The organism is Aestuariibaculum lutulentum, from assembly GCF_032926325.1.
GTDB classification, from domain to species: Bacteria; Bacteroidota; Bacteroidia; order Flavobacteriales; family Flavobacteriaceae; genus Aestuariibaculum; species Aestuariibaculum lutulentum.
In genome coordinates this window covers 3,414,537-3,439,605 of the sequence record NZ_CP136709.1, presented here as the reverse complement: position 1 = coordinate 3,439,605, position 25,069 = coordinate 3,414,537, and the positions used below count along the sequence as shown (strand labels likewise).

Below are 25,069 nucleotides of genomic sequence, written 5' to 3'. Positions count from 1 at the left end.
CTGGTTTTTGCTGTTCATTAGAAAGGTATGTTAACAAGGTTCATATACGCAATAGTTATAAAATACACATTTGAATCTTTATAAAAAATGAATGTGAGGGTGGGGTGAAACCTAAAAAAGGAAGCTGTTCCTAAGGCTATTCAATACGATGATATTACTAATACAATGAAAAATTATAAACTATATACACTCATATGGATGCTTTTATTAAGTGTTTACTCTTGTCATAAAGAAGCAAAGGAGCAGCTAGTAGAAGAAGAAATGGTTGTTCAAGAATTGTTTACAGAACTTAGCCCGGAGCAATCGGGTATTTACTTTGAGAATCGTTTGGTAGAAACTGATAGTATGAACTATTTTGTATACCCCTATATATACATGGGTGGAGGAGTGTCTATTGGAGATATCAATAATGATGGTCTTAACGATATTTATTTTACAGGCAATCAAGTTCCAAATAAATTGTACCTGAACAAAGGGGGGATGAGGTTTGAAGATATTAGCGAAAAGGCAGGGGTAAGTGCAGATAATCGATGGATTACAGGTACGACGATGGCCGATGTTAATAACGATGGTTTTTTGGATATCTATGTGTCCGTGGCTGGGAAATTTGGTCCAAAACAGAATTTGCTCTATATCAATAATCAAGATTTAACCTTTACTGAAAGTGCTGAAATCTATGGTGTTTCGGGTAATACCAATACGATGCAGGCGAGTTTTTTTGATTATGATTTGGATGGTGATTTGGATCTTTATGTGGCTAATTATCCCATCGCCAAGTTTTCTACACCAAATTTTGTTTACAAAAAATTGATTGATAATCCAGATTTAGATTCTAGTGACAGGTTGTATAGAAATGACGGAGGAACTAGGTTTACTGATGTTACTAAATCTTCGGGTATTTTGAACTATGGGCTTACCGTAGGTATTGCTATTAGTGATATTAATAACGATGGATACCCAGATGTTTACGTGTCCAATGATTTTGCTACGCCTGATTATTTCTACATAAACAATGGAGATGGGACGTTTAAAGAGAGTATTAAGGACATAACCAAGCATACAGCATGGTACGGTATGGGGGTGGATATCGCCGATATCAACAACGACGGGCTGTCAGATTTTTTTCAGTTAGATATGACCCCAGAAAATAATCGTCGTAGTAAGGCCAACATGGCTAGCATGAATCCTAAAAAGTTTTGGGACAATGTAAATATGGGATTTCATTATCAATACATGCAGAATTGTCTTCAATTGAACAATGGCGATGTAAATGGTGTCATACAGCCTTTCAGTGACATATCACGCTTAGCAGGAATGGCTACCACAGATTGGAGTTGGGGTACGCTAATGGTTGATTTTGATAATGATGGTTGGAAGGATGTGGTGGTTACCAACGGGGTGCGCAGGGAAATTAATAATAAAGACTATTTCAAGACTTTAAAGACTTATACGCCAATGGCTTTTAAGCATAATATGTTGGAGCTCACAAAAAAAATGCCTTCTGAAAAAGTACATAACTATGCTTTTAAAAATAATGGAGATCTCACTTTTTCCGATGTAAGTCAAAGCTGGAATCTTGATTTTGTTGGTTTTTCAAATGGTTTAGCCTATGGAGATTTGGATAATGATGGCGATTTAGATTTAGTGGTTTCCAATCTTGATAGTATTTCGAGTATTTATGAAAATCAGGCAGCAAAAATTTCCGGAAACCATTATCTAAGATTCAAGTTTAATGGTCCAGAAAAGAACAAGTTTGCATTAGGTACTAAAGTGTTTCTTGAATGTGATGGAATTAAACAGTTTCAGGAGCTTACACTAACCAGAGGCTATCAATCGTCTGTTGAACCTTTTCTAAATTTTGGATTAGGAAAACAGTCAAAAGTTGATAAAGTAACTATTATTTGGCCTGATGGAAAACAAGAAATAAAAAGAGACATTCAAAGTAATGCTTTGGTTGAGGTTAACTATAATGATGCTTCCGATGAATTTAAAGTTGCTGTAAAGGATAATAATCCGGTCAATTATAAATTCACTAATGTAACCTCTCTATTAGGTGTTGTTTATAAGCATGAGGAGAACGTATTTGATGATTTTAAAAATGAGCCTTTACTTCCCCATAAAACATCTCAGTTCGGTCCGGGTCTTGCTACAGCAGATATCAACAATGACGGTAGGGAAGACTTTTTTGTTGGTGGAGCTAATGGTCAATCCGGCCGAATTTTCAAACAACAATTGGACGGAACATTTCAGGAAATTATTGTATTGGATATACAAAATGATGCCATTCAAGAAGATTTGGGGGCTTTGTTTTTTGATGCGGATAATGATGGCGATATGGATTTGTATGTGGTTAGCGGTGGAAATGAATTTGCCGAAGATTCCGAACTTTTGCAGGATCGATTATATATAAACGATGGAACTGGAAGTTTTATCAAGAGTAAAAACGCCCTTCCCAAAATGATTACAAGTGGCTCAAAGGTTGAAGCAGCCGATTTTGATAACGATGGTGATTTGGATCTTTTTGTAGGAGGTAGGATTGTACCAGGAAAATACCCATTGCCAGCAAGAAGCTATCTGCTGAGAAATGATAGTAAAGAAGGTGTGTTACACTTTGTAGATGCTACCAAAACTGTTGCACCTGACCTTTATAAACCGGGCTTAGTTACAGATGTGAAGTGGTTTGATATGGATAAAGATGGGTGGAAAGATTTGATTGTCGTTGGTGAGTGGATGCCGATATCAATATTTAGGAACGATGGTGGTAAATTGATTTCAAAAACCAAGGAATATGGTCTGGAAAACAGTGTAGGTTGGTGGTACAGTGTGGATGTTGATGATTTTGACAACGATGGTGACTGGGATGTTGTTGCTGGTAATTTGGGACGCAATTATAAATATCAGGCATCGAACATCGAAACATTTGATGTCTATGCATCCGATTTTGATAAAAACAACAATCTGGATATTGTTTTAGGCTATTATTCAGATGGTATCCAATATCCTGTCCGGGGCAGAGAATGTTCTTCACAGCAGATTCCGGGAATCACCAGGAAGTTTAAAAATTACGATGCTTTTTCAAAAGCAACTATTGAAGATGTTTATACAAAAGATAAATTGGAAGATGCTTTGCATTATCAGGCGAAAACATTTGCTACAACTTATTTTGAAAATTTGGAAGGCAGTTTTATACCGAAAGCCTTGCCTATGGAAGCCCAGATTTCAGCGATTAATGGCATAATCAGTGAAGATTTTAACGGTGATGGAAAGTTAGACTTGGTATTGGCTGGTAATTTATTTACATCAGAAGTGGAGACCCCACGAAATGACGCAGGACAAGGGGTGTTTTTAATAGGTGATGGCAAAGGGAACTTTAAGGCTCAAGCACCATATGAAAGCGGATTGAGCTTAGGTGGAGATGTAAAAGGTTTAGCCTTACTAAATGGTAAAGGACAAAAATTGATTATCTCAGCGAGCAATGACGATTATGTACAAGTAATTCTGTACAATCCATAAATGTAAAATAATCAAAACAAAGAATAAATTGAAACCATTTTTCATAAAATATAATTTGGGTTTTTTTGAGATATATCGAGAAGGCATCATTTACAAAAAGGTTATCGCTTTATTTCTTTTTGGCGGTCTGTTTCTGGTTACCATATCTTGTAAGAAAGACAAAAATAAACAGCCAATGGAGATACGCCTTAACCATTTGGCTGCCGAAACTAGCCCTTATTTATTGCAACATTCAAGTAATCCGGTAGATTGGTATCCATGGACTGATGAGGTACTGTCTTTGGCTAATACTAAAAACAAACTTCTAATCATTAGTATAGGATATTCTACTTGTCACTGGTGTCATGTAATGGAAGAGGAAAGTTTTTCCGATACAGAGGTAGCGAAAGTAATGAATCAGGATTTTATCAACATTAAGGTTGATAGGGAGGAACGCCCTGATGTTGACCAAGTGTATATGACGGCTGCCCAAATGATGAACGGTTCTGGAGGCTGGCCACTAAATGTTATAGCGCTACCCGACGGACGCCCGGTGTTTATCGGTAGTTATATGGAAAAGGATGTTTGGACGAAAGTTTTGAAGAGGTTTAATGCACATTTTAAATCCGAGCCCGAAAAACTATATGAATATGCTGCGCAGGTTTCAGAAGGTTTAGAAGAGATTGTACCAATGGCGGGAACAATGCAGACGAATGCTTTTAGTTTGCAGGAGCTAGAGGAAGCCATGGGGAAATGGAAAAGGAATTGGGATACTCAATGGGGAGGCGATCAGGCTACTGAAAAGTTTATGCTACCCGTAAAGATGAAATTTCTATTAAAATATGCTGTAATGTTAGGGGATAAGGATGCCTATAAACAGGTTATGTTGACTTTAGATAAAATGGCTTTGGGCGGTATATTTGACCATATAGGAGGTGGATTTTTTCGGTATGCTACAGATTATAAATGGCAGGTGCCCCATTTCGAGAAAATGTTATACGACAATGCGCAAATGATAGACCTTTACGTTAATGCCTATAAGGCGTCAAAAGATTCGAAATATAGGAATGTTGTTTATGCTACTTTTTCTTTTTTAGAAAATAATATGGCTAATGGAAAAGGGGGGTATTACGTAGCTATTGATGCGGACAGTGATGGCGAAGAGGGACGTTTTTATTTATGGAATGATGAGGAATTGCAGAATGTTCTGGGAGTTGAGTTAGACAATTTTAGCAAGGTATTCAACACCCTAAAAGTTAAATTAGATGACGAAGGTGAGGGTTATGTACTTCAACCTGTCGAAACGGACAGTGTTTTGTCTAAGCGATTGGATGTTGCAACAGAAGAACTATTAAAAAATAAACAGAAGTGGAAGAGACTATTATTAGAACGTCGCGATAAAAGGGTTAAGCCGCTGACAGATAAAAAAGTAATTTCTTCTTGGAATGCACAACTAGCCAGTGCCTACATAGAGGCTTATATGGCTTTTGGAGATGAAACCTTTCTTAAAAGAGGTATCGCTATTCACAAGTTTATTAAGGAAAACCTGATGAATGGTAATCAACTGTACCATTCCTATATTTCTAAGCAAGTCGGCAATAAAGGGTTTTTAGAAGATTATGCATTTTATATAAATATGCTAATCAATTTATTTAGAGCTACAACAGATTTGACGTATTTAGATGAAGCAAGACATGTGTTGGAGCGTACCAATGCGCTTTTTTACGATGCTAAAAAGGGATTTTACAATTTTGTTAGTGAAGATGAATTAATTACCCAAGTCATAAAACTAGACGATGGGGTTAATCCATCCCCCAATGCTGTAATGGCCCAAAACTTATTACAATTGGGGAATATTTATTTTGATAAGGATTATAAAAATAAGGGCAAGACAATGTTAGTTCACATCCAGTCCGAACTGGGAGAATATTTGCCATATTATACCTTATGGGCTAGTGAATTGTTGAATTTTATGGCCGATTCATATGAGGTGGCCATAATAGGTGATGAAGCAAAATCTATGCTAAAAGATATAAATAAGACTTATTTGCCAAACGCTTTAATTGTGGGTAGTCCAAAAAATTGTCCAATAGCCATTTTTGAAGATCGATATACAGAAGGGGGAACTTATATTTATATCTGTCAGGAAAATATGTGCAAATTACCAATGGAAAAGGTTGAATTAGCAATTAAACAAATACAGGAGAATTATGAAGAGAATTAAATTAGTATTAATCTTAGCGACGTTGCTACTCGCATTAGGATGTAAACAAGAAAAACAGCAAACTCAAATTATTGAAGAGCCTAAAGGGAAACAAAATATCGCTTATAAATGGGGTTTTATGGCCATACAGGCACAGGCAAGGGATACCGAACGATTTAAGCCGAGGCCAACAGTTACTTCACGCTATCTAGGACTTATATCAGTTGCTATGTTTGATGCTTGGTCACGATTTAACGACAAGGCAACTCCTGTTTATGCCTCAGAAATAGAAAGACGGCCTGAGAATGAACATACTTTAAAAAATAAGGAAATTGCTGTGAGTTACGCTGCCTACCGAGCCTTGTTGGAATATTATTATTCTGATGCAGATGTATTTGAGGATTATATGAGGGAATTGGGACTTGATCCCATGGATGTGTCTATGGATCCAAGTACTCCAGTGGGGATAGGCAATCTTGCAGCTAAAGCAGTTATTGAAGCAAGAAAACATGATGGTTCTAATCAGTATGGTGATGAAGAAGGTTCAAATGGAAAACCATACTTTGATTATACTGGTTATAAACCAGTAAATGATGCCGATGATAATGTAGATGTTAACCGCTGGCAACCAAAGTACTTTACAGATGCTAAAAAGGGTAAATATGCTCCAGGTTGCCTAACACCTTATTGGCAATTGGTAAAACCTGTTACAATGGACTCAGCAAGTCAGTTTAGACCGGGGCCACCACCTATGGTAGGGTCTGAACAATTGGCTATGGAAGTTGCTGAGGTAGTAGAATTACAGGCAAATTTAACCGACGAGCATAAGGCTTTGGTTGAGTTTATGAGAGATGGACCACAGTCGGTACAACAAGCAGGGCACTGGTTCAAATTTGCCCAAGAGGTTTCCATTAGGGATCAGCATAATTTGGATGAAGACGTTAAAATGTATTTTTTAAATCAGATTACAGCTATGGATGCTTTTATTGCCTCATGGGAATCTAAAATGTTTTACGATTTTGCCAGACCTTTTGCGTTGGTTCATGAATACTATGGGGGTAAAGAAATTGTTGCATGGGCAGGCCCAGGAAAAGGTATGCAGAAGATGGACGGTAATGACTGGAGACCCTATTCACCCTCAAATTTTTTGTGTCCTCCGTTTCCGAGCTATACATCTGGTCATAGTACTATTAGTGGTGCGTGCGCGGAAGCCTTAAAACTATATACAGGTGATGAGTATTTTGGAGCGTCGGTAGAGTTAATACCAGGTTCGCTCACCGAAACCGATCCTGATTTTTTTGGAAAAAAAGTTACCTTAGAATTTCCAACGTTTACTAAAACAGCTGAAATGGCTGGTATTTCAAGAGTAATGGGAGGTTATCATATTCAGGCCGATAACGTGGCGGGTTTGCAATTGGGACGAGATGTTGCCCACCAAGCTTGGAAGTTTTATAAACAACATTTAGGTGAATAGAATTCATGTAATTGGGAGATTATGGGGTGAAAGTGGCTATAATTAACTAACAGTAGAAGGAAGAGAGTCATTAAAATCAATTTGAGTACTAACGAGAGGGGGGCTAATTCAGATTAATCATCCAATATAGTTTGTTTTTAACAATAAGTATTTAAAATTAATGGTTTGCGCACTTTATTTGAAATTTTAAGATGTATCTTTGTTCAAAAGAAATTAAAAAGATCTTATCAAATAAGTTACTTATTCGGTTACCTAAAGTTAATTGAAGTATGAAACTTATTGATTTCACTACATAAGTTGGAGTTTCAGGTCTTCCTGCCACCCCGACAAACAACGCCTGATGAATTTCATCAGGCGTTGTTGTTTTTATGAAGCTGATAAAGCCAATTGTTATAGTTTAGCAGGAATAACCAAAAAAGGAACATTTAAGTGAAACCCTATTTGGTTTATGGTAGATTTAAAGAATAGATTTGTAAAGAATGAGTGTTTGTTATTTAGCATGACTAATAAATTAATTCTGTTTTTAAGTTGAAAATTTGAAATACCTTGCTCAACAGTTTGTTTATCTACTTCATGAATTAAGTAGGTCGCATTTTTAAAATGATTTTTAAGAGCTTCTTTATTTTCTTTTTGATATCCAGCCAAACCGTATCCATCGAGTACGTGAAGGATATTAATGCAAGTATGATTTAATGAAATTAAATCCAAAATGGGTTTTATTTGTCGTTCCTCATATTTCACACCATAATCTGTTGGGAACAATACTTCATGAATTTCTTCAAATTCAAATTCACTGGGAATAGCCAGCACCGGACATTTTACGTGTTTTAAAACATGTACGGTGTTAGACCCAAACAGAATGCCTTCGGCACCTGTTGCTCCCTTGGTACCCATAACAACATAGTCTATACGTTTGTCTTTTATAATATCATTGATTTCTGAAATTAGAGTGTTAAAGGCGGCAATGATTTCTATAGTGTGTTTAGGATTATCATATTCGTTTTTTATTCGAGTTTTAAAATCTTCCAGACCATGAATCGAATTGTCTCTAACAGCGTCGTACATCCCAAACTGAGCTGGCTGAACTAATACATATTCAACATGATAAATAGCGGGTGTGTATATGTTTAATAAATAGAATGTACAGGTTTCATTTTTAAAAAGTTGCATGGCATACTTTATGGCATTCCAAGAGTTCTCGGAAAAATCGGTGGGAAGCAGTATTGTTTTCATGACTTTAGTTTTATTTAGTTAGCTGTTATTCGTTAGTAGCGTTTGATGTTTTGCAAGGCTAAAAATGGAATATCTAAGTTTAAGCCGAATTCATCTATGGTAGATTGGTATATCATATTTTCTAAAAATGAATGTCTCGTATTTACCATGACTAGCATATTAATGTCATTCTCTTTTATGTGTTGGTAAATTGAATTTATAATATGTTTACTATTAGCTATTTTAAAATTAAGGGTGGTTTTATGTAACTCTTCTTTTATAAATTTTTGATTGTCTTTTTGTCTTAAGGATAGTTTGTCGCTAACTGATATATAAAGCACATCAACTACAGCTCTGTAAGTTGATGCCATTTCACAAAGTAATTTTAATTCTCTTCTTTTATATGGAATTAAATAGTTGGTAGGAAAGAGTATATGTTTAGGTTGTGTGTATTTATAGTTTTCAGGAATGGCTAAAACAGGGCACTGTACGTATTTTATAACTTGTAGAGTATGGCTTCCAAAGGTTATTTTTTTATCATTAGTTTTTCCTTTAGTTCCCATGATAATAACATCAATGTTTTTATCATCAACAATAGCGTCCATTTCGTCTATTAGCATATTATTTGCTGAAATAATATTATAAGTATGCTTTGGATTAGGAGAGATGGTTTTAATGGTTTTTAAAGTACGTTCTAAGGAAGTTTTCGATGAGTTGCTTACGGTTTCAGTTACCTTTTTTACGTCGCTTTCATCAATTAGATCTTCAGATTCATATATTTCATCTTGATAAGCGTGCATTATATAAAATTCACTTATCTCATATTTAAATAGGTCGATGGCAAACTTTATAGCATTGAATGCATTTTCAGAAAAATCGGTAGGAATTAATATCTTTCTCATCACTTTAAGAATTAGTGTCTAAAAGTAATCAGTGCAAGGAGTTGATGCAATGATATTTATCAGATGGATTTAAAAAAAGGGAATGTTTTTAATAAAGAAACATTCCCTTTTTTCATCGCAAATCCTCAAGTAAGCGAACTGATCAATAGCCAATTTGAAACTAAAAGAAACAGGACGTTTTAACTTAACGGCCTGTTTCTTCTAAAGATTTAATGCTAAGCCTTGATTTTTGGCTTTCAACAATATGTATTTAGATTTTATAACTTGAAAAGCATTAAACCGTTTGTTGTTTTAGTTTGTCATTAAATAAATGAACGTTTTATGGTGTCGAAGATATTTTAACTTTTCAGTTTTAAAAATGATATTTATCAGTCTTTAAAATTATAACGGAACAACATTATAAGCCATGTTTAAAAGAAATAATCCAACAAGAAATAAAAGCGTGTAAATAAGTTGAACAAGTTTAATGTTTATGATTTGTAATACGGAAACGGTTTGCTTTGGAAAAATAAAAAGCGATAATCCTATAAAAATGGAAAACCAGCCTGTAAGTGTAATGATTAACGTCCAGTTTGGTTCCCATATGTTATGAAAAAGGGTGTTTACTAAACCTACAAGAATGGCTATAAAAGATGATAGAATGAGAAATTTTTCATCTTTCAAATCGCTGAAAATTTGTTTAATGCGTTTCGGGTTGAAACTCAATATCAGGAAGAATATGATGAGATACCATCCCCAGAATTTTGCTAATAAAATTGAAGTTTCCATAATATTTAAGGTGTTTCATGTAATACTAAAAATGGTATTTTTAAATGATAGCTTAATTCTTCAATTTGCGAATGAAATAAGATTTGCTGAAAATAGTTTAAGTTTTTGGCTACCATACAAATCATATTGATCTCTCTGCTATCAATAAAGCATTGTACAGCATCTTCTAATTTTCTGTTTGTTAAGTAGTGAAAACTAGATTCGATACTTGTAAAGTAATCTTCAAGTAGTTCACGGTTTTTTAATTGTTCAGCATTTAAATCGGTTTTGTTTTTACTAATGTGTAATACGCGAAGAGACGCTTTGTTGTGTTCTAATATATCTAATAGCGGTTGGAGAATTTGAATGTTATAGGTTAGTGAAAAATCTGAAGGAAAAGCAATTTCCTTTATGGTGTTAAACGTTGCTTTTTCGGGAACTGTTAAAACATTACATTTTACTTTTTTTATAACATCTCCGGTATTGCTTCCCATAACAATCTTTCTTAAACCATCAGAGCCTTTTGTACCCATAACAATAAGGTCTATATTTTTTTCTTCAACATGTTTCCGAATAGAATCAATAAAGAAATTATAGTCAAACAGTGTATGGAATTTATGATTGGTGTTTGCCGGGAGTTCTGTTACTATACGTTTTAAAATGCTATGTAATTTTTGTTTAGTTGGTTTTACATAAACATCTTCTAGTACCTCCTCTGAAACGATATAAGGGGAGCCATTCATATAATTCTCACCAACTCTGTTAACATGCAGTAAATAAAAATGACATGTATCTTTTTCAAAAAAGTTAATAGCATACTTTATGGCATTCCATGAATTCTCAGAAAAGTCCGTTGGTAAGAGTATATTTTTCATTTTAACAACATCTTAATATGTCTAAATTACAATGAAGATGTTGTTGCTAAAATGATATTCATCATTTTAATGAGGTGAGCCGAAGCATTAAGTAATGCTTTTTAATTTGTTAAGGTCTAATATTTTAATGTTTCGTCCTTCAGCAGAAATAATACCCGATTTTTTAAATTCGGTTAGGGCTCTAATTAAGGTTTCTGTCGCTATACCGGCAACACTGGCCAGGTCGTTTCTTGAAATTTTTATAGGGTCGTCTGGCTTCCGATTTATTTTTTCAGCAAACTTTAAAATGGTTGAAGCGGTTTTTTTATTTACGGTTCCATAAGCCATTTGTAATAGTAATCCTTTGGCAGAGGAGAGGTCGTCGGTTAGTAATTCTATAAGCGCTAAAGCGACTCTGTGATTTTTATCCAGAAGTTCATTGAAGTGTAAAAGGGAGATGCCCATTAATTTTGTATCTGAAATGGCCGAAGCAGTTTCTTTATGTGGCGCATTAGTGTTTAAGGACGTGTATCCAAACAAATCGTCTTCTTTATAAAGTGCGGTAACCAGTTCCTTGCCTTTTTCATCAATTCTAAAACATTTAACAGTACCATAGCTAATCAGGTAGATGAAATTGGAATGATCGCCTTCGTAGTAAATAATATCTTCTTCATTATACTTAAACTCCTTTCCGTGGTCATCAAAGAAATTTTTTAAATCGTTAAGCGATTTTATTTCATTTTCTTCAGTATGCGTTGCTTCAACAACTTGATTCTGGTGTTTTAAATCTTCTAGTATGGAAACTTTTGCTAACCGGCTTTCAATAGCACTTACAATATCGTCTTCAGTAAAGGGTTTTGTAATATAATCGTCAGCTCCAAGATTCATGCCTTTTCTAATGTCCTGTCGTTCAGTTTTTGCCGATAAAAATATAAACGGAATATGTTTAGTTGTACTTTGTTTAGACAGGGTTTGTAGCGTTGTATAACCATCCATAACAGGCATCATAATATCGCAGATAATAATATCAGGGATTTGTTTTTTTGCCAGTTCAACACCTAAACGACCATTAGAAGCGGTTAAAACTTTGTAATTAGAGAGCTCTAAAAGTTCGGCTGTGTTTTCTCTTAAAACAGTATCATCTTCAATTAATAAAACAGTTTTCATGGTGTGGCTGTATTTGGAAAAGTTATTATGAAGGTAGAACCAATATCTTCTTTAGTTTCAAAACAAATAGAACCACCTAAGTTTTCTAAGTGGTTTTTAACGATATTTAAGCCAATGCCAGTGCCTTGGGTGTTGAGTACATTTTCGGCTCTGAAATAGCGTTCAAATATATGTTTCTGGTCTTTTTCAGGAATACCAATACCTTGATCTATAACTTTAATGGTTGTGGTGTTATTATCTTGTTTTACAATAAGTTCAATGCTAGTGCTTTCGTGTGAATATTTTATAGCATTATAAAGCAAGTTGGATAAAATAAGCTGAATTATTTTTTCATCCTGGTATATCGATAAATCATCAATATTTTCAGGGTATTTAATTTGCTGCCCTTCTTTTAAATGCATATTCGCATCGTAAACCGCCTCGTTAATAACCTTGCTGAGTTTAAAATCACTGAAGCGGTAATTTACTTTACCCGTTTCCAGTTTTTCAACCGATAAAAAGTCGTTAAGAATATTATTTAGGAAATGAACTTTATCTACAACAGTTTTAATGTGTTTGTTGCGTTTGTCTTGTTGTTCCTCAAGCTGATATTTGTTTAATAATTCACAGGATGTTAAAATAGCACTTAGCGGTGTTTTGAATTCATGGGATACTAACGATAAGAAGCTTGTTTTAAGTTCGTTGAGTTCCTTTTCTTTGTTCAGGGCTTTTTCTAATTGTTTGGTTCGTTCTTCAACCTGATTTTCAAGATTCGTGGTATAGTTTTTACGTTCGGTAATATCTAAAATAATGGCGACTAACACATCCATTTCATTTAAACGTGATAGCTGAAGGTGCACTTCAATAGGGTATTCGCTGCCATCTTTTCTTTTGTGAATACTTTCAAATTCTAATTTCTCTATATCTTTTTTTAATAAAGATTTGATTGTTTTTCTGAAGTTAGATTCGGTTTCACTTTTAGTTAAATCTAAAGGCGTCATCGCTTTTAGTTCTTCTAAACTGTAACCTATATTTTTCTGGGCTCCATAATTAGCATTTACAAACTTTAAAGTGTGAGCATCGAAAACGTAAATTTCGTTAAGAGATTCATCGAAGATGGTAGCCAGGTGAAGGCGCTCTTCTTCGGCTATTTTCTTTGTTGTAACATCGTTTTGTATGCCAACAAAGTTAGATACAACACCTCTGGAATTGGTTATCGGGAAAATATATAAATCGTTCCAGAACATGGAACCGTCCTTCCGGTAATTACGAATGGTAGTTTGGCAACTTTCCCCTTTTTGTAAGGCTTCGTTGAGTTTTTTTATAGCCTCTTGTTTGGTGTCTTTACCTAAAAGAAATCTAAAATTATGATTTAGAATTTCTTCCTCAGGATATCCTGTTAAGTTTTGAAAACTGGAATTAAAATAGATTATGGGGTTGTCCTGTTTTAAAGCGTCGGTAATGAAAATGCCACTTTTAGCAGATTCCAAAGCCTGCGTTCGCAACATCAGGTTTTTTTCTACTTCTTTCCGTTTAGAAATGTCATTAATTAAGGCGATAACAAAGTTTTGATTGTAACTTTTAAACGGATTTAATTCAATATCAATAGGGAAGATAGTACCATCTTTTTTTAACCCGTAAATGTCGGCAGACTCTGTCATTTTACGACGTTTACCTTCCTCAATAAACCGTTGAAAATAGTTATGATGATTGATGTGATAATTTGAAGGGATAAGTACATTAAGAGGTTTGCCTATTAATTCCTCCCTGGAATATCCAAATATGGCTTCAGAAGCCGCATTCACTTCTCTTAATATTTGATGACTATCAACTATAACCACGCCTTCTGATACGGTTTCTAATAGAATGTTAAATATTTCCTGATCTTGGTGAAACATGAATGATTTTAAGTTAGGAATGGTTACTTAAAAATACGAAAAAATCAACTTTAAATGTTAATGTAACTGATGAATATCATTACAAAAGCACTCTGTAGCGTGTATTTTTATTGTAATAAAAACGCGACGTCATGGAAACTACAAAGAAATTAACACATACCTTTTACCAAAATCTTGGTAAGCTATTTTATGCCATTGCGGCTTCCGATAATCAGGTGAGACAAGCAGAGTTTGATAAGCTGAAGGCATTAGTGAAAAGCAATTGGTTAGACATGGACCCTTTGGTGGATGAATTTGGTACAGATGCAGCTTACGAGATAGAAATTGTTTTCGACTGGCTAAACGCACAACAAGCATTAAATGTTAATACTTGTTTTAATGATTTTGTGACTTATAAAAACGCTCAACCTCATCTGTTCACTCCCGAGGGTAAAAAACTCATTTTAAAAACAGCTCATGCTGTAGCCGATGCTTTTTCAGGCATTAATAAGTCGGAATTAATTCTTTTAGCGAAGTTAGATTTGGAATTGAAAAAATAGCACAAGATCCTTTTAGTATAAGACTAAAAACGTAAGATTTCACTCTGATATATATCATTTTATTATTGGTATAAACGCTTTAATTTAGGAAATACTTTAATAAGAAAACCATGGCTTATATAGATTATTATAAGGTATTAGGAATATCGAAAACAGCTTCCGAAAACGATATTAAAAAAGCGTACAGGAAGTTAGCAAGAAAATATCACCCTGACTTAAATCCTAATGATGCTGAGGCCGAAAAGAAATTCAAAGAAATTAACGAGGCTAATGAAGTTTTAAGCAACCCTGAGAATCGTAAAAAATACGATCAGTATGGAGAGCACTGGCAACATGCCGAAGAATACGAAAAAGCAAGACAGCAGGAGCAGTACCATCGTCAGCATCAAAGTGATGGTGGTCGTTATTCTGAAGAGGATTTTTCAGAGTTTTTTGAGAATATGTTTGGTGGCGCCGGAAGAGCTTCAGGTGGCCGACAAGTTAAGTTTAGAGGACAGGATTTCAACGCAACACTTCAGCTGGATTTAAAAGATGTATATACCACACACAAGCGCACTTTAACAGTAAATAATAAGAATATTAGAATTACAATTCCGGCAGGTGTTGAAAACGGTCAAATCATTAAAATTAAAGGTCATGGCGGTAAAGGCATTAATGGCGGACCAAATGGTGATTTGTACATTCAGTTTTCTATTGAAAACCATTCAAAATTTAAACGCGACAAAGATAATCTTTATACAAATGTAGATTTGGATTTGTACAAGGCTTTATTGGGAGGAGACATTATGGTTGACACGTTTACCGGAAAAGTAAAACTTACGGTAAAACCGGAAACTCAAAGCGACACCAAAGTAAAATTAAAAGGCAAAGGCTTTCCTAAATATAAAATGGAAGGGCAGTTTGGTGATTTAATCATTACCTATAAAATTATTTTGCCAACCAAACTTTCTGAAAAAGAAAGAGCACTGATAGAACAATTACAAACCTTAAGAACCTAATGGAAACAACAGATTTTATATCGGTACAACTTATTTGCAAGCATTATAATATTCCACAGGACTTTATAAACAGGTTACAGGAATTTGAGTTAATAGAATTAAAGATGGAATCAAACGATTTTTTTATTCATAAAACAGAATTGAAAAGGGTTGAAAAAATGGTTCGGTTGCATTACGATTTAGATATTAATATGGAAGGTATTGATGCAATTTCTAATCTCTTAGATCAGGTAGATAGTTTGAAAAAGCAAATAACAAACCTGAACAACAGATTGCGTTTGTATGAGGATTTTTAAATAGCAGCCATGGAACAAATAAAACAATGGACAATAGATAAACCAACACTTTACAGTGTTGTAAAATATGTTTTGCTTGTTGTTTTTGTGTTTGTTTTAATTCAGCTGGTAAGAAGGTTGCTACGGAAACAAGTAACCGATTCTACAGCAAGGTACAAGTCACAAAAGGCTATCGAGATTGTAGGTTATGTTGTTTTAATTTTTTTAACGGTTTCTTATTTTACGGGGAATATTAGAGATTTTACATTAGCTATTGGTTTGTTTTCTGCAGGCGTAGCCATTACGCTTCAGGAACTTATTTTAAGCATTGCAGGATCACTTTATATTTTTGTTGTTAAAGTATATAAACCAGGCGACCGTATAGAAATAAACGGCATTAAAGGCGATGTCATAGATGTGGATAGTATTTACACCACGATGATGGAAATAGGGCAGTGGGTAAGTAGCGATAATTACAGTGGTCGTATTGTTAAACTAAGCAACTCCTTTGTGTTTAAAGGGCCGATATATAATTATTCTAGTGATTTTCCTTTTATATGGGATGAATTTAATATTCCCATTAAATACGGAAGCAATATAGAATTAGCCAAATCTATTGTTATTGAAATCGCTTCTAAAATTCTTTCAGAGTATACGGCAAATTCTAAATCGCAATGGCAAGAGGTGGTCAATAAATACTATATAGAGGACGCTCAGGTCGATCCCACATTGGCCATAACATTAAATGATAACTGGATTCAGTTTAACCTGAGATATATTGTAGATTATAAAAAACGGCGATTAGTAAAACATATACTTAATGAGGAAATTCATAAAGTTGTTTTAGAAACAAATCGTGAAGTAGAACTGGCATCAACGACGTTAGAACTTATAAAAATTCCAGAACTGAGTGTTGAATTAAAAAATAATCAAACACATGCTAACCTTTAAAAACTATAACATAGCCGATTGGTTATCATTTTACCGAATAGCCGCTGCACCTTTTTTACTTGTATTAATTGGGTTAGATCATCGTTTGCTGTTTTCGTGTTTTTTATTAATAAGTTATTTAACCGATGCTCTGGATGGGTATTTAGCTAGAAAGCTTAAAATAACGAGTCCCAGAGGTTCTCAGCTTGATTCTTTTGGCGACCAAATAACCTTGATTGTAGGGCTTGTAGGTTTGTTTTATTTCGAGATGGCCTTTATTAAAATCCATCTAAAATTAATAATTATTGCGTTTATCCCTTATGTATCTCAAATGCTTATAGCATATTTTAAGTATGGCAAAGCCACGGCGTTTCATACGTATTTGGCAAAACTTTCAGCTATACTTCAAAGTATATTCATCTTATTCTCCTTGTTTTTCTTTCCGGAAAAGCACTTGTTTTACATCATGATTATAATTGGAGTTTTAGAAACCATAGAAGAGATTACCCTCATTTTTATTTACGATAACTGGGCATCCGATGTTAAAGGTATTTACTGGGCCTTAAGAGACAAACGAAGATTGAAAAATGAATAATTAAAACACACTCTAATGCGCAGCTATTCGTTATTTACCATATTACTGTTGTGCGCTGCTGTTTTACTGGTTGATGTGCTGTCTTTTTACTGGTTACAAAGTATTACGAAACTCATAAGTTCGTCATTTCTGAAAAATAGTATAAAAATACTATTCTGGTGTTTTTCTATAGGGTTGATAAGTGCCATAATTGTTCTAAAAGTAACTTTAGATGATATCAATCCGCAACGAAAACATCTTTTAATCTCATCGTTATACGGGCTAACAGTGTCATCATTTATTCCGAAAATTCTTTTTGTTATTGTAATATCCGTACTGTTTTACGGGAATTATATGTTTTCAGAAAATCAGTCCTTGGTGGTCATACCATTAGTTGGTCTACTTTCAGGAGTTTTACCATTTCTGGCTATTTCCTATGGTATTTTCAGAGCCGTTTATCGCTTTAAAATTTATAAGCATAAATTGTATTTTAATCATTTGCCTGAAGCCTTTGCTGGATTAAAGATTGTGCATATTTCCGACTTGCATTTGGGAGGGTTTAATAAACGATACAAGGTGTTAAAGAAAGCTGTGAATCTGATTAATGATTTGCATGCAGATTATATTTTTTTTACGGGTGATTTGGTAAACAATTACGCCTGGGAGCTTGTAGGCTGGGATAAAGTGTTTAATCAACTATTGGCAAAAAAGGGAAAATACGCAGTTTTGGGAAATCATGATTACGGCGATTATTCGAAGTGGGATAACAAAGAGGAAAAAGAGGATAACTTAAATCAAATTAAGCATTTTTATAAAGAAGTAGACTTTAAATTATTACTTAATTCGTCGGAGATTGTGGAGAGCGAAGGAGAAGCTATTGCCATTGTTGGTGTGGAAAACTGGGGAAAACCACCGTTTAAGCAATATGGCAATTTAACCGAGGCTTTAAAATCGGCTTTACAAATTCCGTTTAAAATTTTATTAACTCACGATCCCACGCATTGGAATGAAGAAGTAATAGAAGATACCACTATCGCTCTTACTTTGTCAGGACATACACACGGTATGCAATTGGGACTCAATTATAAAAATATGACCTGGAGTCCCATAAAATACAAGTATAAACATTGGGCAGGTTTATATAAGCATAATCAGCAGTATTTACATGTTAACAGGGGACTGGGATGGATTGGTTTTCCTGGCCGATTAGGTATGCGTCCTGAGATTACTTATTTAGAACTTCACTCGAATCAATAGGGTGTTTAAAATCATGATTTTATGATTTAGGCTTTTGGGTTGTAAGTGTAAAAAACTGATGTTCATCATTTTACATTTTTTATTATCTCAATAGATTTAATCGTATTAACCCGTAAAGATTAGAATCATGAAAAAGTTAATTATTGGTTTGTTTATTTTGGGATTAACCATCCCTATGCACGCCCAAGATCCCATTCAATTACCAACAGTAGTTATAGTTCACAACTATAAATATTTGGATGCTACGGGCTCAGAAGATTTGGCGGTAGACGTTGAACAGTTAGAGTTAAAAGTTAGCGATTTCAACGTTAAAGAATTAGATGTCTATTCAGAAGACAATGAATTTTACAGAGTGTTTTTTATCATTCCAAAAGGAAAAATATTAGCAACTTACGATGAGCATAGCCATCTAATAAGAACAGCTGAAAGATTTCAAGATATCGATTTACCAATACATATAAAAGAATCGATTGCTGAAAGATTTCCTCAATGGACTGTTTCAAAAAATGTGTATTTGGTGAATTATTACGAACCAGACAACATAAAAAAAATGTACAAAATTACATTAGAAAATGGTGATAAACGTATTAGAATAAAAGTAGATGATCATGGTGATTTTATGTAAAATCCTTATGATTCTAATGTGTTAAACATAGCTAGACCAGATAAAATATTAAATCTTAAAATTATGAAAACAGATTCTCAAATAAAACAAGATGTGCTTGACGAATTAGCGTGGCAATCAAGTATAGATGAAACTCAAATAGGAGTCATTGTAAAAGATGGTATAGTGACTCTAAACGGCGTGGTAGATTCATATGCAAAGAAAATGGCAGCAGAACGCGCAGCTAAAAGTGTTTATGGAGTAAAAGCCGTGGCAGAAGATATCGAAGTTAATTTTAAAACAGGACAAGGAAAATCAGATGCAGAGATTGCTAAAGTAGTGGTTGATGCTATTAAATGGAATTCCTCCCTTCCTGAAGATAAAATTAGCATTAAAGTAGAAAATGCCTGGGTTTATTTATCAGGAGAGGTAGAATGGTCTTTTCAAAAAACCGCGGCCAAGGTAGCTGTCGAAAACTTACATGGTGTTAAAGGCGTTGTAGATAATCTTAAAATAAAACAACGTGTAGAACCTGTGGAAGTTAAAGACAGAATTACCAAAGCCTTTGAAAGATCGGCTGATCTTGAAGCTAAAAACATTCAGGTAGAAGTTAGTGGAGGTGTGGTAACCTTAAGCGGAACAGTGCACTCTATTACCGAAAAAGAAGAAGCTCGAAGAGCCACTTTTTTCGCACCTGGAGTAATTAAGGTTATTAATAACTTAAAAGTTAAATTCTACCCTGAATACGCCTAAGTATTTTCTAAAGAACAACTAAAAGTATGATACAAATACAATTATGCTTTTAGTTGTTTTCTTTTTCAGCTTTTTTCTGCTGACGCTCTAATTTTCTAAAATAACCACGAGTTAAAAAGTTGTGTTTTAAAGCCTCCATGTTCTGATTGAAGTTATCCGTGCCTTCGTTTATATTTTTTATGGATTGCTCCAGGTTTTTTACAAATTCTTCATCGTTAAAAAGGTAGTTTACCGCGCCATTTCCATTTCTGTAGTCGGAAATCGTTTCGTTTAGATTATTAATGACTGTTTTAATCTCTTCGGTTGAGGTTTCAAGGTTTGTAAGTACAGCACTTACTTTTTGGGCTTCAATAGAATCGTTAAGCAATTTGCCTGCAACACTTTCATCAAAATTCACGGAGTTTATTATAGTATTTAATTCTCGCATGGCTTTATTGGCTTCAATACTCATGATGCGCAATTGGTTTACGGTTTGTTTTAAATTTGAGGCTACTAAAGTGTCGTTAATCAACATACCCAAGGTTCCTTTATCATCCGACATGGCATCGGCTACATTAAGCAATTTTGCTGTTAATAGGGCGGCATTTTCATTGGTTACATTTAAGGTGTTTAACATTTCGCTCGTGCCTATTTTCGTATAGGTTTTAATTACATCGCCCGATGAAATCATTTCAGCATCACCTTTTCCTGGAATAATATTTACAATCATATTACCCACAAGTCCGTCTGTACTAATGGTGGCAATCGCATCTTTTTTTATATGTTGAACCATTTTTTCATCGATAACCATATTTACGTTTATGGTAGAATCGTTAATCATGAAAATGGTTTTTACGGTTCCAATATTAATACCCGAATACCTTACATTATTACCTTGCATAAGGCCATTTACGTTAGTGAAATTAGCACTTATGGAGAAGGTTTTAACAAACATGTTTTGTCGGTTGCCAATTAAATAGACAGCAACCACAAAAAGTATTAAACCAATAACAACAAAAAGGCCTAAATTCAGTTTTTGATTATTTGTTTGTTTCATGACTCTAAATATTTATTTAAAGAATGCTTTTACTTTATCGTCTTTAGAAGCTCTTAAATCTTCAAAAGTACCTTCGGCATAATTAACACCTTCAACCAATAAAATCATCCGTTCCGATACGACACGTGCGCAATCGACATCGTGGGTAATAATAAGCGATGACGTTTTATATTGTTTTTGTACGCGACGCATGAGTTCTATAATTTCTTTTGATGTAATCGGGTCTAAACCACTTGTAGGTTCGTCGTATAAAATGATTTTGGGTTTTAGTATTAATGTTCTGGCTAATGCCACGCGTCTTTGCATACCACCGGAAAGCTCATTGGGCATAAGGTCTATAGTGTTTGCAAGACCTACATTTTCTAAAGCTTCTAAAACCAGGGGTTCGGTGTCCGTAATATTTCCAAATTTGTGTTTGTGCCGTCTTAGCGGAAATTCTAAATTTTCCCGAACCGTCATAGAATCGTATAAAGCACTTCCTTGAAACAGGAATCCGATTTCGGTTCGAAGTTTATCTAAATCCATGCGATTTAAGGTGTTGATGTCTTGCCCCATAACATTAATGTTACCAGAATCGGGTAGCATTAAACCAACCAGACATTTTACCATTACCGATTTACCCGCGCCCGATCTGCCCATAATTACGAGATTTTCACCTTCGTATAGTTTTAGATTGAATCCGTTTAACACTGCCTTATCACCAAACGATTTTTTCAAATCTTTGATTTCTAGAATAGGTTGTTTAACCTGTAAACTTTCAATTGAATGTGATATGTTATGTGTTTCGTTCATCATTTAAATTTCAAAGAAAATATCGGTTACAAACACAGCTATAAAGTCGATAATAAAGAGCAACATGGATGAAAAAACAACCGCCGAATTGGCTGCTAAACCTACACCAACCGTACCTTTTTCGCAATAATATCCTTTAAAACAGCCTACCAGTCCTATGGCAAATCCAAAAAAATAGGTTTTAATAGTGGCTGGGATTAAATCTCCAAACTCTAAAGCATTAAAAACCTTATTAAAATATAACAGAAAGGAAACGTCTCCCTTTAAATTCTCTATGATGTAAGACCCGTAAAGCGCAATGGCATCGCCTAAAACAACCAGAATAGGAAGCATTAAAGTGGTAGCCAGAATACGAGTTACTACCAAAAACTTAAACGGATTGGTACCTGAAACTTCCATAGCATCAATTTGTTCGGTAACACGCATAGATCCCAATTCGGCACCAATACCAGAAGCAATACGCCCTGCGAAGGTTAATGCAATAATTACAGGGCCAATTTCTCGAATAATAGAAATACTAACCATGGAAGGCATCCACGATTCCGCACCGAATTCTTCTAAAGTAGGACGGGTTTGTAAAGTAATAACCAAGCCAATTATGAAACCAGTAACTCCAACTAATAATAAAGACCGGTTACCAATGTTATAGCACTGTTTGAGTAGCTCATTAAATTCAAAAGGTTTATTAAAAAGCTCTTTAAAGAACCTTTTGGTAAAATAAGTGAGTTCACCAATTTCTATAAAAAAGGATTTTATTTTAGTTGGTTTTAGCATTGCATGTGTTTCTATATTTAAAGTTATAATAGCAATGACACATATAAAATGATTAAAATCATTTGGTTAATCAGGTTAAGTTACTAAAATTAAGTGTAAAACAAATATTACTAACCTTTAAAAGGAAAAGTATCTGTAAAGAGGTTTAAAACTGATATTCCTCATTGCAAAACAGTTAGTTTGTTATGATATTTAGTAGAATCTTAAACTAAATAGTCATGAAAAACAAGGATATTCATTTTGTCGATCGGGTAATAGATGCTCTTAGAAAATCGGCTACCGAACTTGAGGAATTCCAGGTACAGGCTGCTTTAGGAAAAGCAGAAGCTCAAGATAAATATGAAGAGGTTAAGAAAAAATTTAATCAATTCATTCACGATAACGAACATAAAATAAAAGATGTTAAAGAGAAAATAGAAGAATTGCACACTAAATTCGATCAGCTTCGTGTACAATTAGCATTAGGTAAAGCAGAAACCAAAGACATGTTTAAAAAACAAAAAAAACAGCTGCTGGCTATAATACATGATATAGAAACTAAAATAAAAACCAACGAAACGTTAAATAGAATGTATGCACTAACGCTTATTGAAATGGAGCAGTTTAAAATACAACTGGAAATTTTAGAGCAAAAATTCAATAAGGAAAAACCGGAGGCTAAGGCGTCTTTCGAACAAGGGAAAAAAGACTTCAATACTTTTATAGATAAGTTTAGAAGTAAATACACCCAAAAGAAAGAAGAAACCAAATTGGAGCATTTTCAAAATGAAATATCTGCAGCCTACGACCATTTTAAAAAAGCATTTTCAATGCCAAACTAATTATAACCTCTATGAATAAGAAAAGCACAATTTAAAGTTGTGCTTTTCTTTTTTGGAGGAACGTTATTTTATGAATACTCTTCAGTAATCGTAATCGCCTTTTTTTATATTAGAGAGCATGCCAAAACCTAATAGAAAAGCAATTACGAAACAAATAATTCCAATTACAGATATACCTTTCCAAAGCGGAAGAATTTTAAAGGCTATAAATAGAGAGGCGCCAACAATTAAAGCAACCATAATAAAGGCTGTTATGAGCTGTTTAGTTATTCTTTGAAGGGTGTGAACCATAGGATCAATGCCCTTGTGGGTAAGATCTACTTTTATTTGACCAGAGTTTATTTTTCGAATGGCATTTTTTAAATCCATTGGAAGTTCTTCAATATAATCGGTAAGTTCTACAATAGAATTTATGACTTTTTTTCCCATTTTTATAGGATTGTATTTTCTGGTGGCACTGGCTGTTAAATAGGGTTTTGCAATTTCAAATTGTTCTAAATCCGGATCCAGTTTTTCAATAACACCTTCAATGGTTACTAAGGAACGTGCAAAAAGGAAAAAGTAAGTTGGCACTTTTAATCCGTGAGAAATGATAATATCTTTTAGTTCCAATAGTACCGTGCTCATTTCGTTATCATGAATATCACGCACGTAATATTTTTCTACAAATTCGTTAATATCAAACTCCAGATCTCTGCGATTTGCTATAGGAGCATTATTTGAAAGAGCTTGTAAGACTTTGATTATTTTCTTTACATCCTTATCGGTAATAGCCATAAATAATCTTCCAAAAATTGTAATATCTCGAGGGAGCATACTACCCATCATGCCAAAATCTAAATAGCAAATATGGTTGTTTGGGAGCACTAATAAATTGCCAGGATGTGGATCGGCATGAAAAAAACCATATTCGAAAATTTGTTTGTAAAAGCTAATGCTTAAACGTCTGGCAATAATTTTCGTGTCAACATTTTTAGCCTTAAGTTCTTCAATTCTATCAATTTTAATTCCAGATACAAATTCTAATGCCAGAACTCTAGAGGTTGTAAATTCCTGATACACTTTAGGAGCTTGAGCAAATTGTTCCAAAGAATCGTCTTTTTTAATGTTATTATAAAAACGTTGAACGTTAATGGATTCATGAATAAAGTCGAGTTCTTTTAAAATGGAGGATTCAAAATTTTTAACCAAACCAACAGGATCAAAACTTTTTAATGAAGGAATTCTGTGCTCTAGAATTCTGGCAATTTTGTACATGACTTTAATATCTTCAACAATAACATCGTGAATGCCTGCACGTTGAATTTTTAAAGCAATACGTTTGCCAGAGTGCAAGGTTACTTTGTGAACCTGTGCCATTGAAGCCGATGCAAAAGGGGTAGGCTCAAACCAAGCAAACAGATGTTCTACAGAATTTTTTAATTCGGTTTCCACAACTTCCTTGGCTAAATCTTCAGACATAGGAGGCACATTGTCCTGAAGTTTTTCAAGTTCGATGGTCAATTCCAAAGGAACCAAATCTGGCCGGTTACTTAAAATTTGTCCGAACTTCACAAAAGTAGGGCCTAATTCTTCGCAAACTAATCGCATTTTAGCCCATTTGCTATACTGTGCAACATGTTTTTTTGTGCTGTTAGGAATGAATTTTTGAATGAAAGTATAGCGCTTGTTTTCTTCCAGATAATGTACTAAATCCTCAAAGCCATATTTCATCAAGACTTTAAGAATCTGGTTATATCTGGAAAAGGATTTAAAACGTTTTGTTATGTCGGTTACGATTCCCATGGT

At 34.3% G+C, this 25,069-nt stretch carries 22 protein-coding genes; 12 read left to right on the top strand and 10 right to left on the bottom strand.

The genetic code is table 11. The features are described from left to right. The first annotated feature begins 165 nt into the window (after nucleotides 1–165). The 3 genes from R1X58_RS14565 to R1X58_RS14555 all read left to right on the top strand — a co-directional run bounded on the left by R1X58_RS14565 (nucleotide 166) and on the right by R1X58_RS14555 (nucleotide 7,169). Nucleotides 166–3,513: a VCBS repeat-containing protein gene (locus R1X58_RS14565; protein WP_240575066.1), complete on the top strand. Its 3,348-nt coding sequence runs from the start codon at nucleotides 166–168 to the stop codon at nucleotides 3,511–3,513. Between the two features lie 175 nt (nucleotides 3,514–3,688). Beyond that, nucleotides 3,689–5,716, top strand: a complete 2,028-nt coding sequence (locus R1X58_RS14560; protein ID WP_240575065.1) for a thioredoxin domain-containing protein — start codon at nucleotides 3,689–3,691, stop codon at nucleotides 5,714–5,716. After that, nucleotides 5,703–7,169 (top strand): vanadium-dependent haloperoxidase, encoded by a 1,467-nt coding sequence (locus tag R1X58_RS14555; protein WP_240575064.1) that lies wholly within the window; start codon nucleotides 5,703–5,705, stop codon nucleotides 7,167–7,169. The genes R1X58_RS14560 and R1X58_RS14555 overlap by 14 nt, the downstream gene beginning before the upstream one ends. A 390-nt stretch (nucleotides 7,170–7,559) precedes the next feature. Here R1X58_RS14555 and R1X58_RS14550 read toward each other — a convergent pair whose 3' ends face one another. From R1X58_RS14550 to R1X58_RS14525, 6 genes are all read right to left on the bottom strand, one after another. After that, the gene (locus tag R1X58_RS14550) at nucleotides 7,560–8,402 is read right to left on the bottom strand and encodes a universal stress protein (protein ID WP_240575063.1); all 843 of its coding nucleotides are present in this window, start codon (nucleotides 8,400–8,402) and stop codon (nucleotides 7,560–7,562) included. A 32-nt stretch (nucleotides 8,403–8,434) separates the two neighbouring features. After that, a complete protein-coding gene (locus R1X58_RS14545) occupies nucleotides 8,435–9,283 on the bottom strand; it encodes a universal stress protein (protein ID WP_240575062.1) in 849 nt (282 codons plus the stop codon). 381 nt (nucleotides 9,284–9,664) lie between these two features. Beyond that, nucleotides 9,665–10,051, bottom strand: coding sequence for a hypothetical protein (locus tag R1X58_RS14540; RefSeq protein WP_240575061.1), 387 nt, complete (start codon nucleotides 10,049–10,051; stop codon nucleotides 9,665–9,667). Between the two features lie 5 nt (nucleotides 10,052–10,056). Continuing rightward, nucleotides 10,057–10,905, bottom strand: coding sequence for a universal stress protein (locus R1X58_RS14535; RefSeq protein ID WP_240575060.1), 849 nt, complete (start codon nucleotides 10,903–10,905; stop codon nucleotides 10,057–10,059). Between the two features lie 87 nt (nucleotides 10,906–10,992). Continuing rightward, nucleotides 10,993–12,051, bottom strand: coding sequence for a response regulator (locus tag R1X58_RS14530; protein WP_240575059.1), 1,059 nt, complete (start codon nucleotides 12,049–12,051; stop codon nucleotides 10,993–10,995). After that, nucleotides 12,048–13,928, bottom strand: a complete 1,881-nt coding sequence (locus R1X58_RS14525) for a PAS domain-containing sensor histidine kinase (protein WP_240575058.1) — start codon at nucleotides 13,926–13,928, stop codon at nucleotides 12,048–12,050. Before R1X58_RS14525 ends, R1X58_RS14530 begins: the two co-directional genes overlap by 4 nt. A gap of 131 nt (nucleotides 13,929–14,059) precedes the next feature. On the opposite strand from R1X58_RS14525, the gene R1X58_RS14520 reads away from it, so the two are divergent. The 8 genes from R1X58_RS14520 to R1X58_RS14485 all read left to right on the top strand — a co-directional run bounded on the left by R1X58_RS14520 (nucleotide 14,060) and on the right by R1X58_RS14485 (nucleotide 19,858). Then, complete coding sequence (locus R1X58_RS14520) at nucleotides 14,060–14,467, top strand: hypothetical protein (protein WP_240575057.1); 408 nt, start codon at nucleotides 14,060–14,062, stop codon at nucleotides 14,465–14,467. A 110-nt stretch (nucleotides 14,468–14,577) separates the two neighbouring features. Then, nucleotides 14,578–15,465 (top strand): DnaJ C-terminal domain-containing protein, encoded by an 888-nt coding sequence (locus R1X58_RS14515; RefSeq protein WP_240575056.1) that lies wholly within the window; start codon nucleotides 14,578–14,580, stop codon nucleotides 15,463–15,465. Continuing rightward, on the top strand, nucleotides 15,465–15,761 hold the full coding sequence (locus R1X58_RS14510) for a chaperone modulator CbpM (RefSeq protein ID WP_240575055.1): 297 nt from the start codon (nucleotides 15,465–15,467) through the stop codon (nucleotides 15,759–15,761). The genes R1X58_RS14515 and R1X58_RS14510 overlap by 1 nt, the downstream gene beginning before the upstream one ends. Nucleotides 15,762–15,770: 9 nt before the next feature. Beyond that, nucleotides 15,771–16,691, top strand: a complete 921-nt coding sequence (locus R1X58_RS14505; RefSeq protein ID WP_240575054.1) for a mechanosensitive ion channel family protein — start codon at nucleotides 15,771–15,773, stop codon at nucleotides 16,689–16,691. Then, entirely contained in the window at nucleotides 16,678–17,265 is a 588-nt protein-coding gene (locus R1X58_RS14500) for a CDP-alcohol phosphatidyltransferase family protein (RefSeq protein ID WP_240575053.1), read from the top strand. Before R1X58_RS14505 ends, R1X58_RS14500 begins: the two co-directional genes overlap by 14 nt. A 15-nt stretch (nucleotides 17,266–17,280) precedes the next feature. After that, nucleotides 17,281–18,501, top strand: a complete 1,221-nt coding sequence (locus tag R1X58_RS14495) for a metallophosphoesterase (RefSeq protein ID WP_240575052.1) — start codon at nucleotides 17,281–17,283, stop codon at nucleotides 18,499–18,501. A 127-nt stretch (nucleotides 18,502–18,628) separates the two neighbouring features. After that, a complete protein-coding gene (locus tag R1X58_RS14490) occupies nucleotides 18,629–19,126 on the top strand; it encodes a nicotinate-nucleotide adenylyltransferase (RefSeq protein ID WP_240575051.1) in 498 nt (165 codons plus the stop codon). Between the two features lie 63 nt (nucleotides 19,127–19,189). Then, the gene (locus R1X58_RS14485) at nucleotides 19,190–19,858 is read left to right on the top strand and encodes a BON domain-containing protein (protein ID WP_240575050.1); all 669 of its coding nucleotides are present in this window, start codon (nucleotides 19,190–19,192) and stop codon (nucleotides 19,856–19,858) included. A gap of 49 nt (nucleotides 19,859–19,907) precedes the next feature. On the opposite strand, the gene R1X58_RS14480 is transcribed toward R1X58_RS14485, so the two are convergent. From R1X58_RS14480 to R1X58_RS14470, 3 genes are read right to left on the bottom strand one after another with little or no spacing between them, the layout of a single operon-like run. Further along, entirely contained in the window at nucleotides 19,908–20,894 is a 987-nt protein-coding gene (locus R1X58_RS14480) for an MlaD family protein (protein ID WP_240575049.1), read from the bottom strand. A 12-nt stretch (nucleotides 20,895–20,906) separates the two neighbouring features. Next, nucleotides 20,907–21,686, bottom strand: coding sequence for an ABC transporter ATP-binding protein (locus tag R1X58_RS14475; RefSeq protein ID WP_240575084.1), 780 nt, complete (start codon nucleotides 21,684–21,686; stop codon nucleotides 20,907–20,909). Nucleotides 21,687–21,689: 3 nt separating this feature from the next. After that, nucleotides 21,690–22,460, bottom strand: a complete 771-nt coding sequence (locus R1X58_RS14470; protein ID WP_240575048.1) for an MlaE family ABC transporter permease — start codon at nucleotides 22,458–22,460, stop codon at nucleotides 21,690–21,692. Nucleotides 22,461–22,678: 218 nt separating this feature from the next. Here R1X58_RS14470 and R1X58_RS14465 point away from each other — a divergent pair, with 218 nt between their 5' ends. After that, nucleotides 22,679–23,281, top strand: a complete 603-nt coding sequence (locus R1X58_RS14465) for a hypothetical protein (RefSeq protein WP_240575047.1) — start codon at nucleotides 22,679–22,681, stop codon at nucleotides 23,279–23,281. Nucleotides 23,282–23,362: 81 nt separating this feature from the next. Here the strand turns inward: R1X58_RS14465 and R1X58_RS14460 are convergent, their stop codons facing one another. After that, a complete protein-coding gene (locus R1X58_RS14460) occupies nucleotides 23,363–25,066 on the bottom strand; it encodes an ABC1 kinase family protein (RefSeq protein ID WP_240575046.1) in 1,704 nt (567 codons plus the stop codon). Nucleotides 25,067–25,069: the final 3 nt, after the last annotated feature.

Coding starts and splice junctions, on each gene's coding strand:
- R1X58_RS14565 (WP_240575066.1), top strand. CDS start 166: ATGAAAAATTATAAACTATATACACTCATATGGATGCTTTTATTAAGT.
- R1X58_RS14560 (WP_240575065.1), top strand. CDS start 3,689: ATGGAGATACGCCTTAACCATTTGGCTGCCGAAACTAGCCCTTATTTA.
- R1X58_RS14555 (WP_240575064.1), top strand. CDS start 5,703: ATGAAGAGAATTAAATTAGTATTAATCTTAGCGACGTTGCTACTCGCA.
- R1X58_RS14550 (WP_240575063.1), bottom strand. CDS start 8,402: ATGAAAACAATACTGCTTCCCACCGATTTTTCCGAGAACTCTTGGAAT.
- R1X58_RS14545 (WP_240575062.1), bottom strand. CDS start 9,283: ATGAGAAAGATATTAATTCCTACCGATTTTTCTGAAAATGCATTCAAT.
- R1X58_RS14540 (WP_240575061.1), bottom strand. CDS start 10,051: ATGGAAACTTCAATTTTATTAGCAAAATTCTGGGGATGGTATCTCATC.
- R1X58_RS14535 (WP_240575060.1), bottom strand. CDS start 10,905: ATGAAAAATATACTCTTACCAACGGACTTTTCTGAGAATTCATGGAAT.
- R1X58_RS14530 (WP_240575059.1), bottom strand. CDS start 12,051: ATGAAAACTGTTTTATTAATTGAAGATGATACTGTTTTAAGAGAAAAC.
- R1X58_RS14525 (WP_240575058.1), bottom strand. CDS start 13,928: ATGTTTCACCAAGATCAGGAAATATTTAACATTCTATTAGAAACCGTA.
- R1X58_RS14520 (WP_240575057.1), top strand. CDS start 14,060: ATGGAAACTACAAAGAAATTAACACATACCTTTTACCAAAATCTTGGT.
- R1X58_RS14515 (WP_240575056.1), top strand. CDS start 14,578: ATGGCTTATATAGATTATTATAAGGTATTAGGAATATCGAAAACAGCT.
- R1X58_RS14510 (WP_240575055.1), top strand. CDS start 15,465: ATGGAAACAACAGATTTTATATCGGTACAACTTATTTGCAAGCATTAT.
- R1X58_RS14505 (WP_240575054.1), top strand. CDS start 15,771: ATGGAACAAATAAAACAATGGACAATAGATAAACCAACACTTTACAGT.
- R1X58_RS14500 (WP_240575053.1), top strand. CDS start 16,678: ATGCTAACCTTTAAAAACTATAACATAGCCGATTGGTTATCATTTTAC.
- R1X58_RS14495 (WP_240575052.1), top strand. CDS start 17,281: ATGCGCAGCTATTCGTTATTTACCATATTACTGTTGTGCGCTGCTGTT.
- R1X58_RS14490 (WP_240575051.1), top strand. CDS start 18,629: ATGAAAAAGTTAATTATTGGTTTGTTTATTTTGGGATTAACCATCCCT.
- R1X58_RS14485 (WP_240575050.1), top strand. CDS start 19,190: ATGAAAACAGATTCTCAAATAAAACAAGATGTGCTTGACGAATTAGCG.
- R1X58_RS14480 (WP_240575049.1), bottom strand. CDS start 20,894: ATGAAACAAACAAATAATCAAAAACTGAATTTAGGCCTTTTTGTTGTT.
- R1X58_RS14475 (WP_240575084.1), bottom strand. CDS start 21,686: ATGAACGAAACACATAACATATCACATTCAATTGAAAGTTTACAGGTT.
- R1X58_RS14470 (WP_240575048.1), bottom strand. CDS start 22,460: ATGCTAAAACCAACTAAAATAAAATCCTTTTTTATAGAAATTGGTGAA.
- R1X58_RS14465 (WP_240575047.1), top strand. CDS start 22,679: ATGAAAAACAAGGATATTCATTTTGTCGATCGGGTAATAGATGCTCTT.
- R1X58_RS14460 (WP_240575046.1), bottom strand. CDS start 25,066: ATGGGAATCGTAACCGACATAACAAAACGTTTTAAATCCTTTTCCAGA.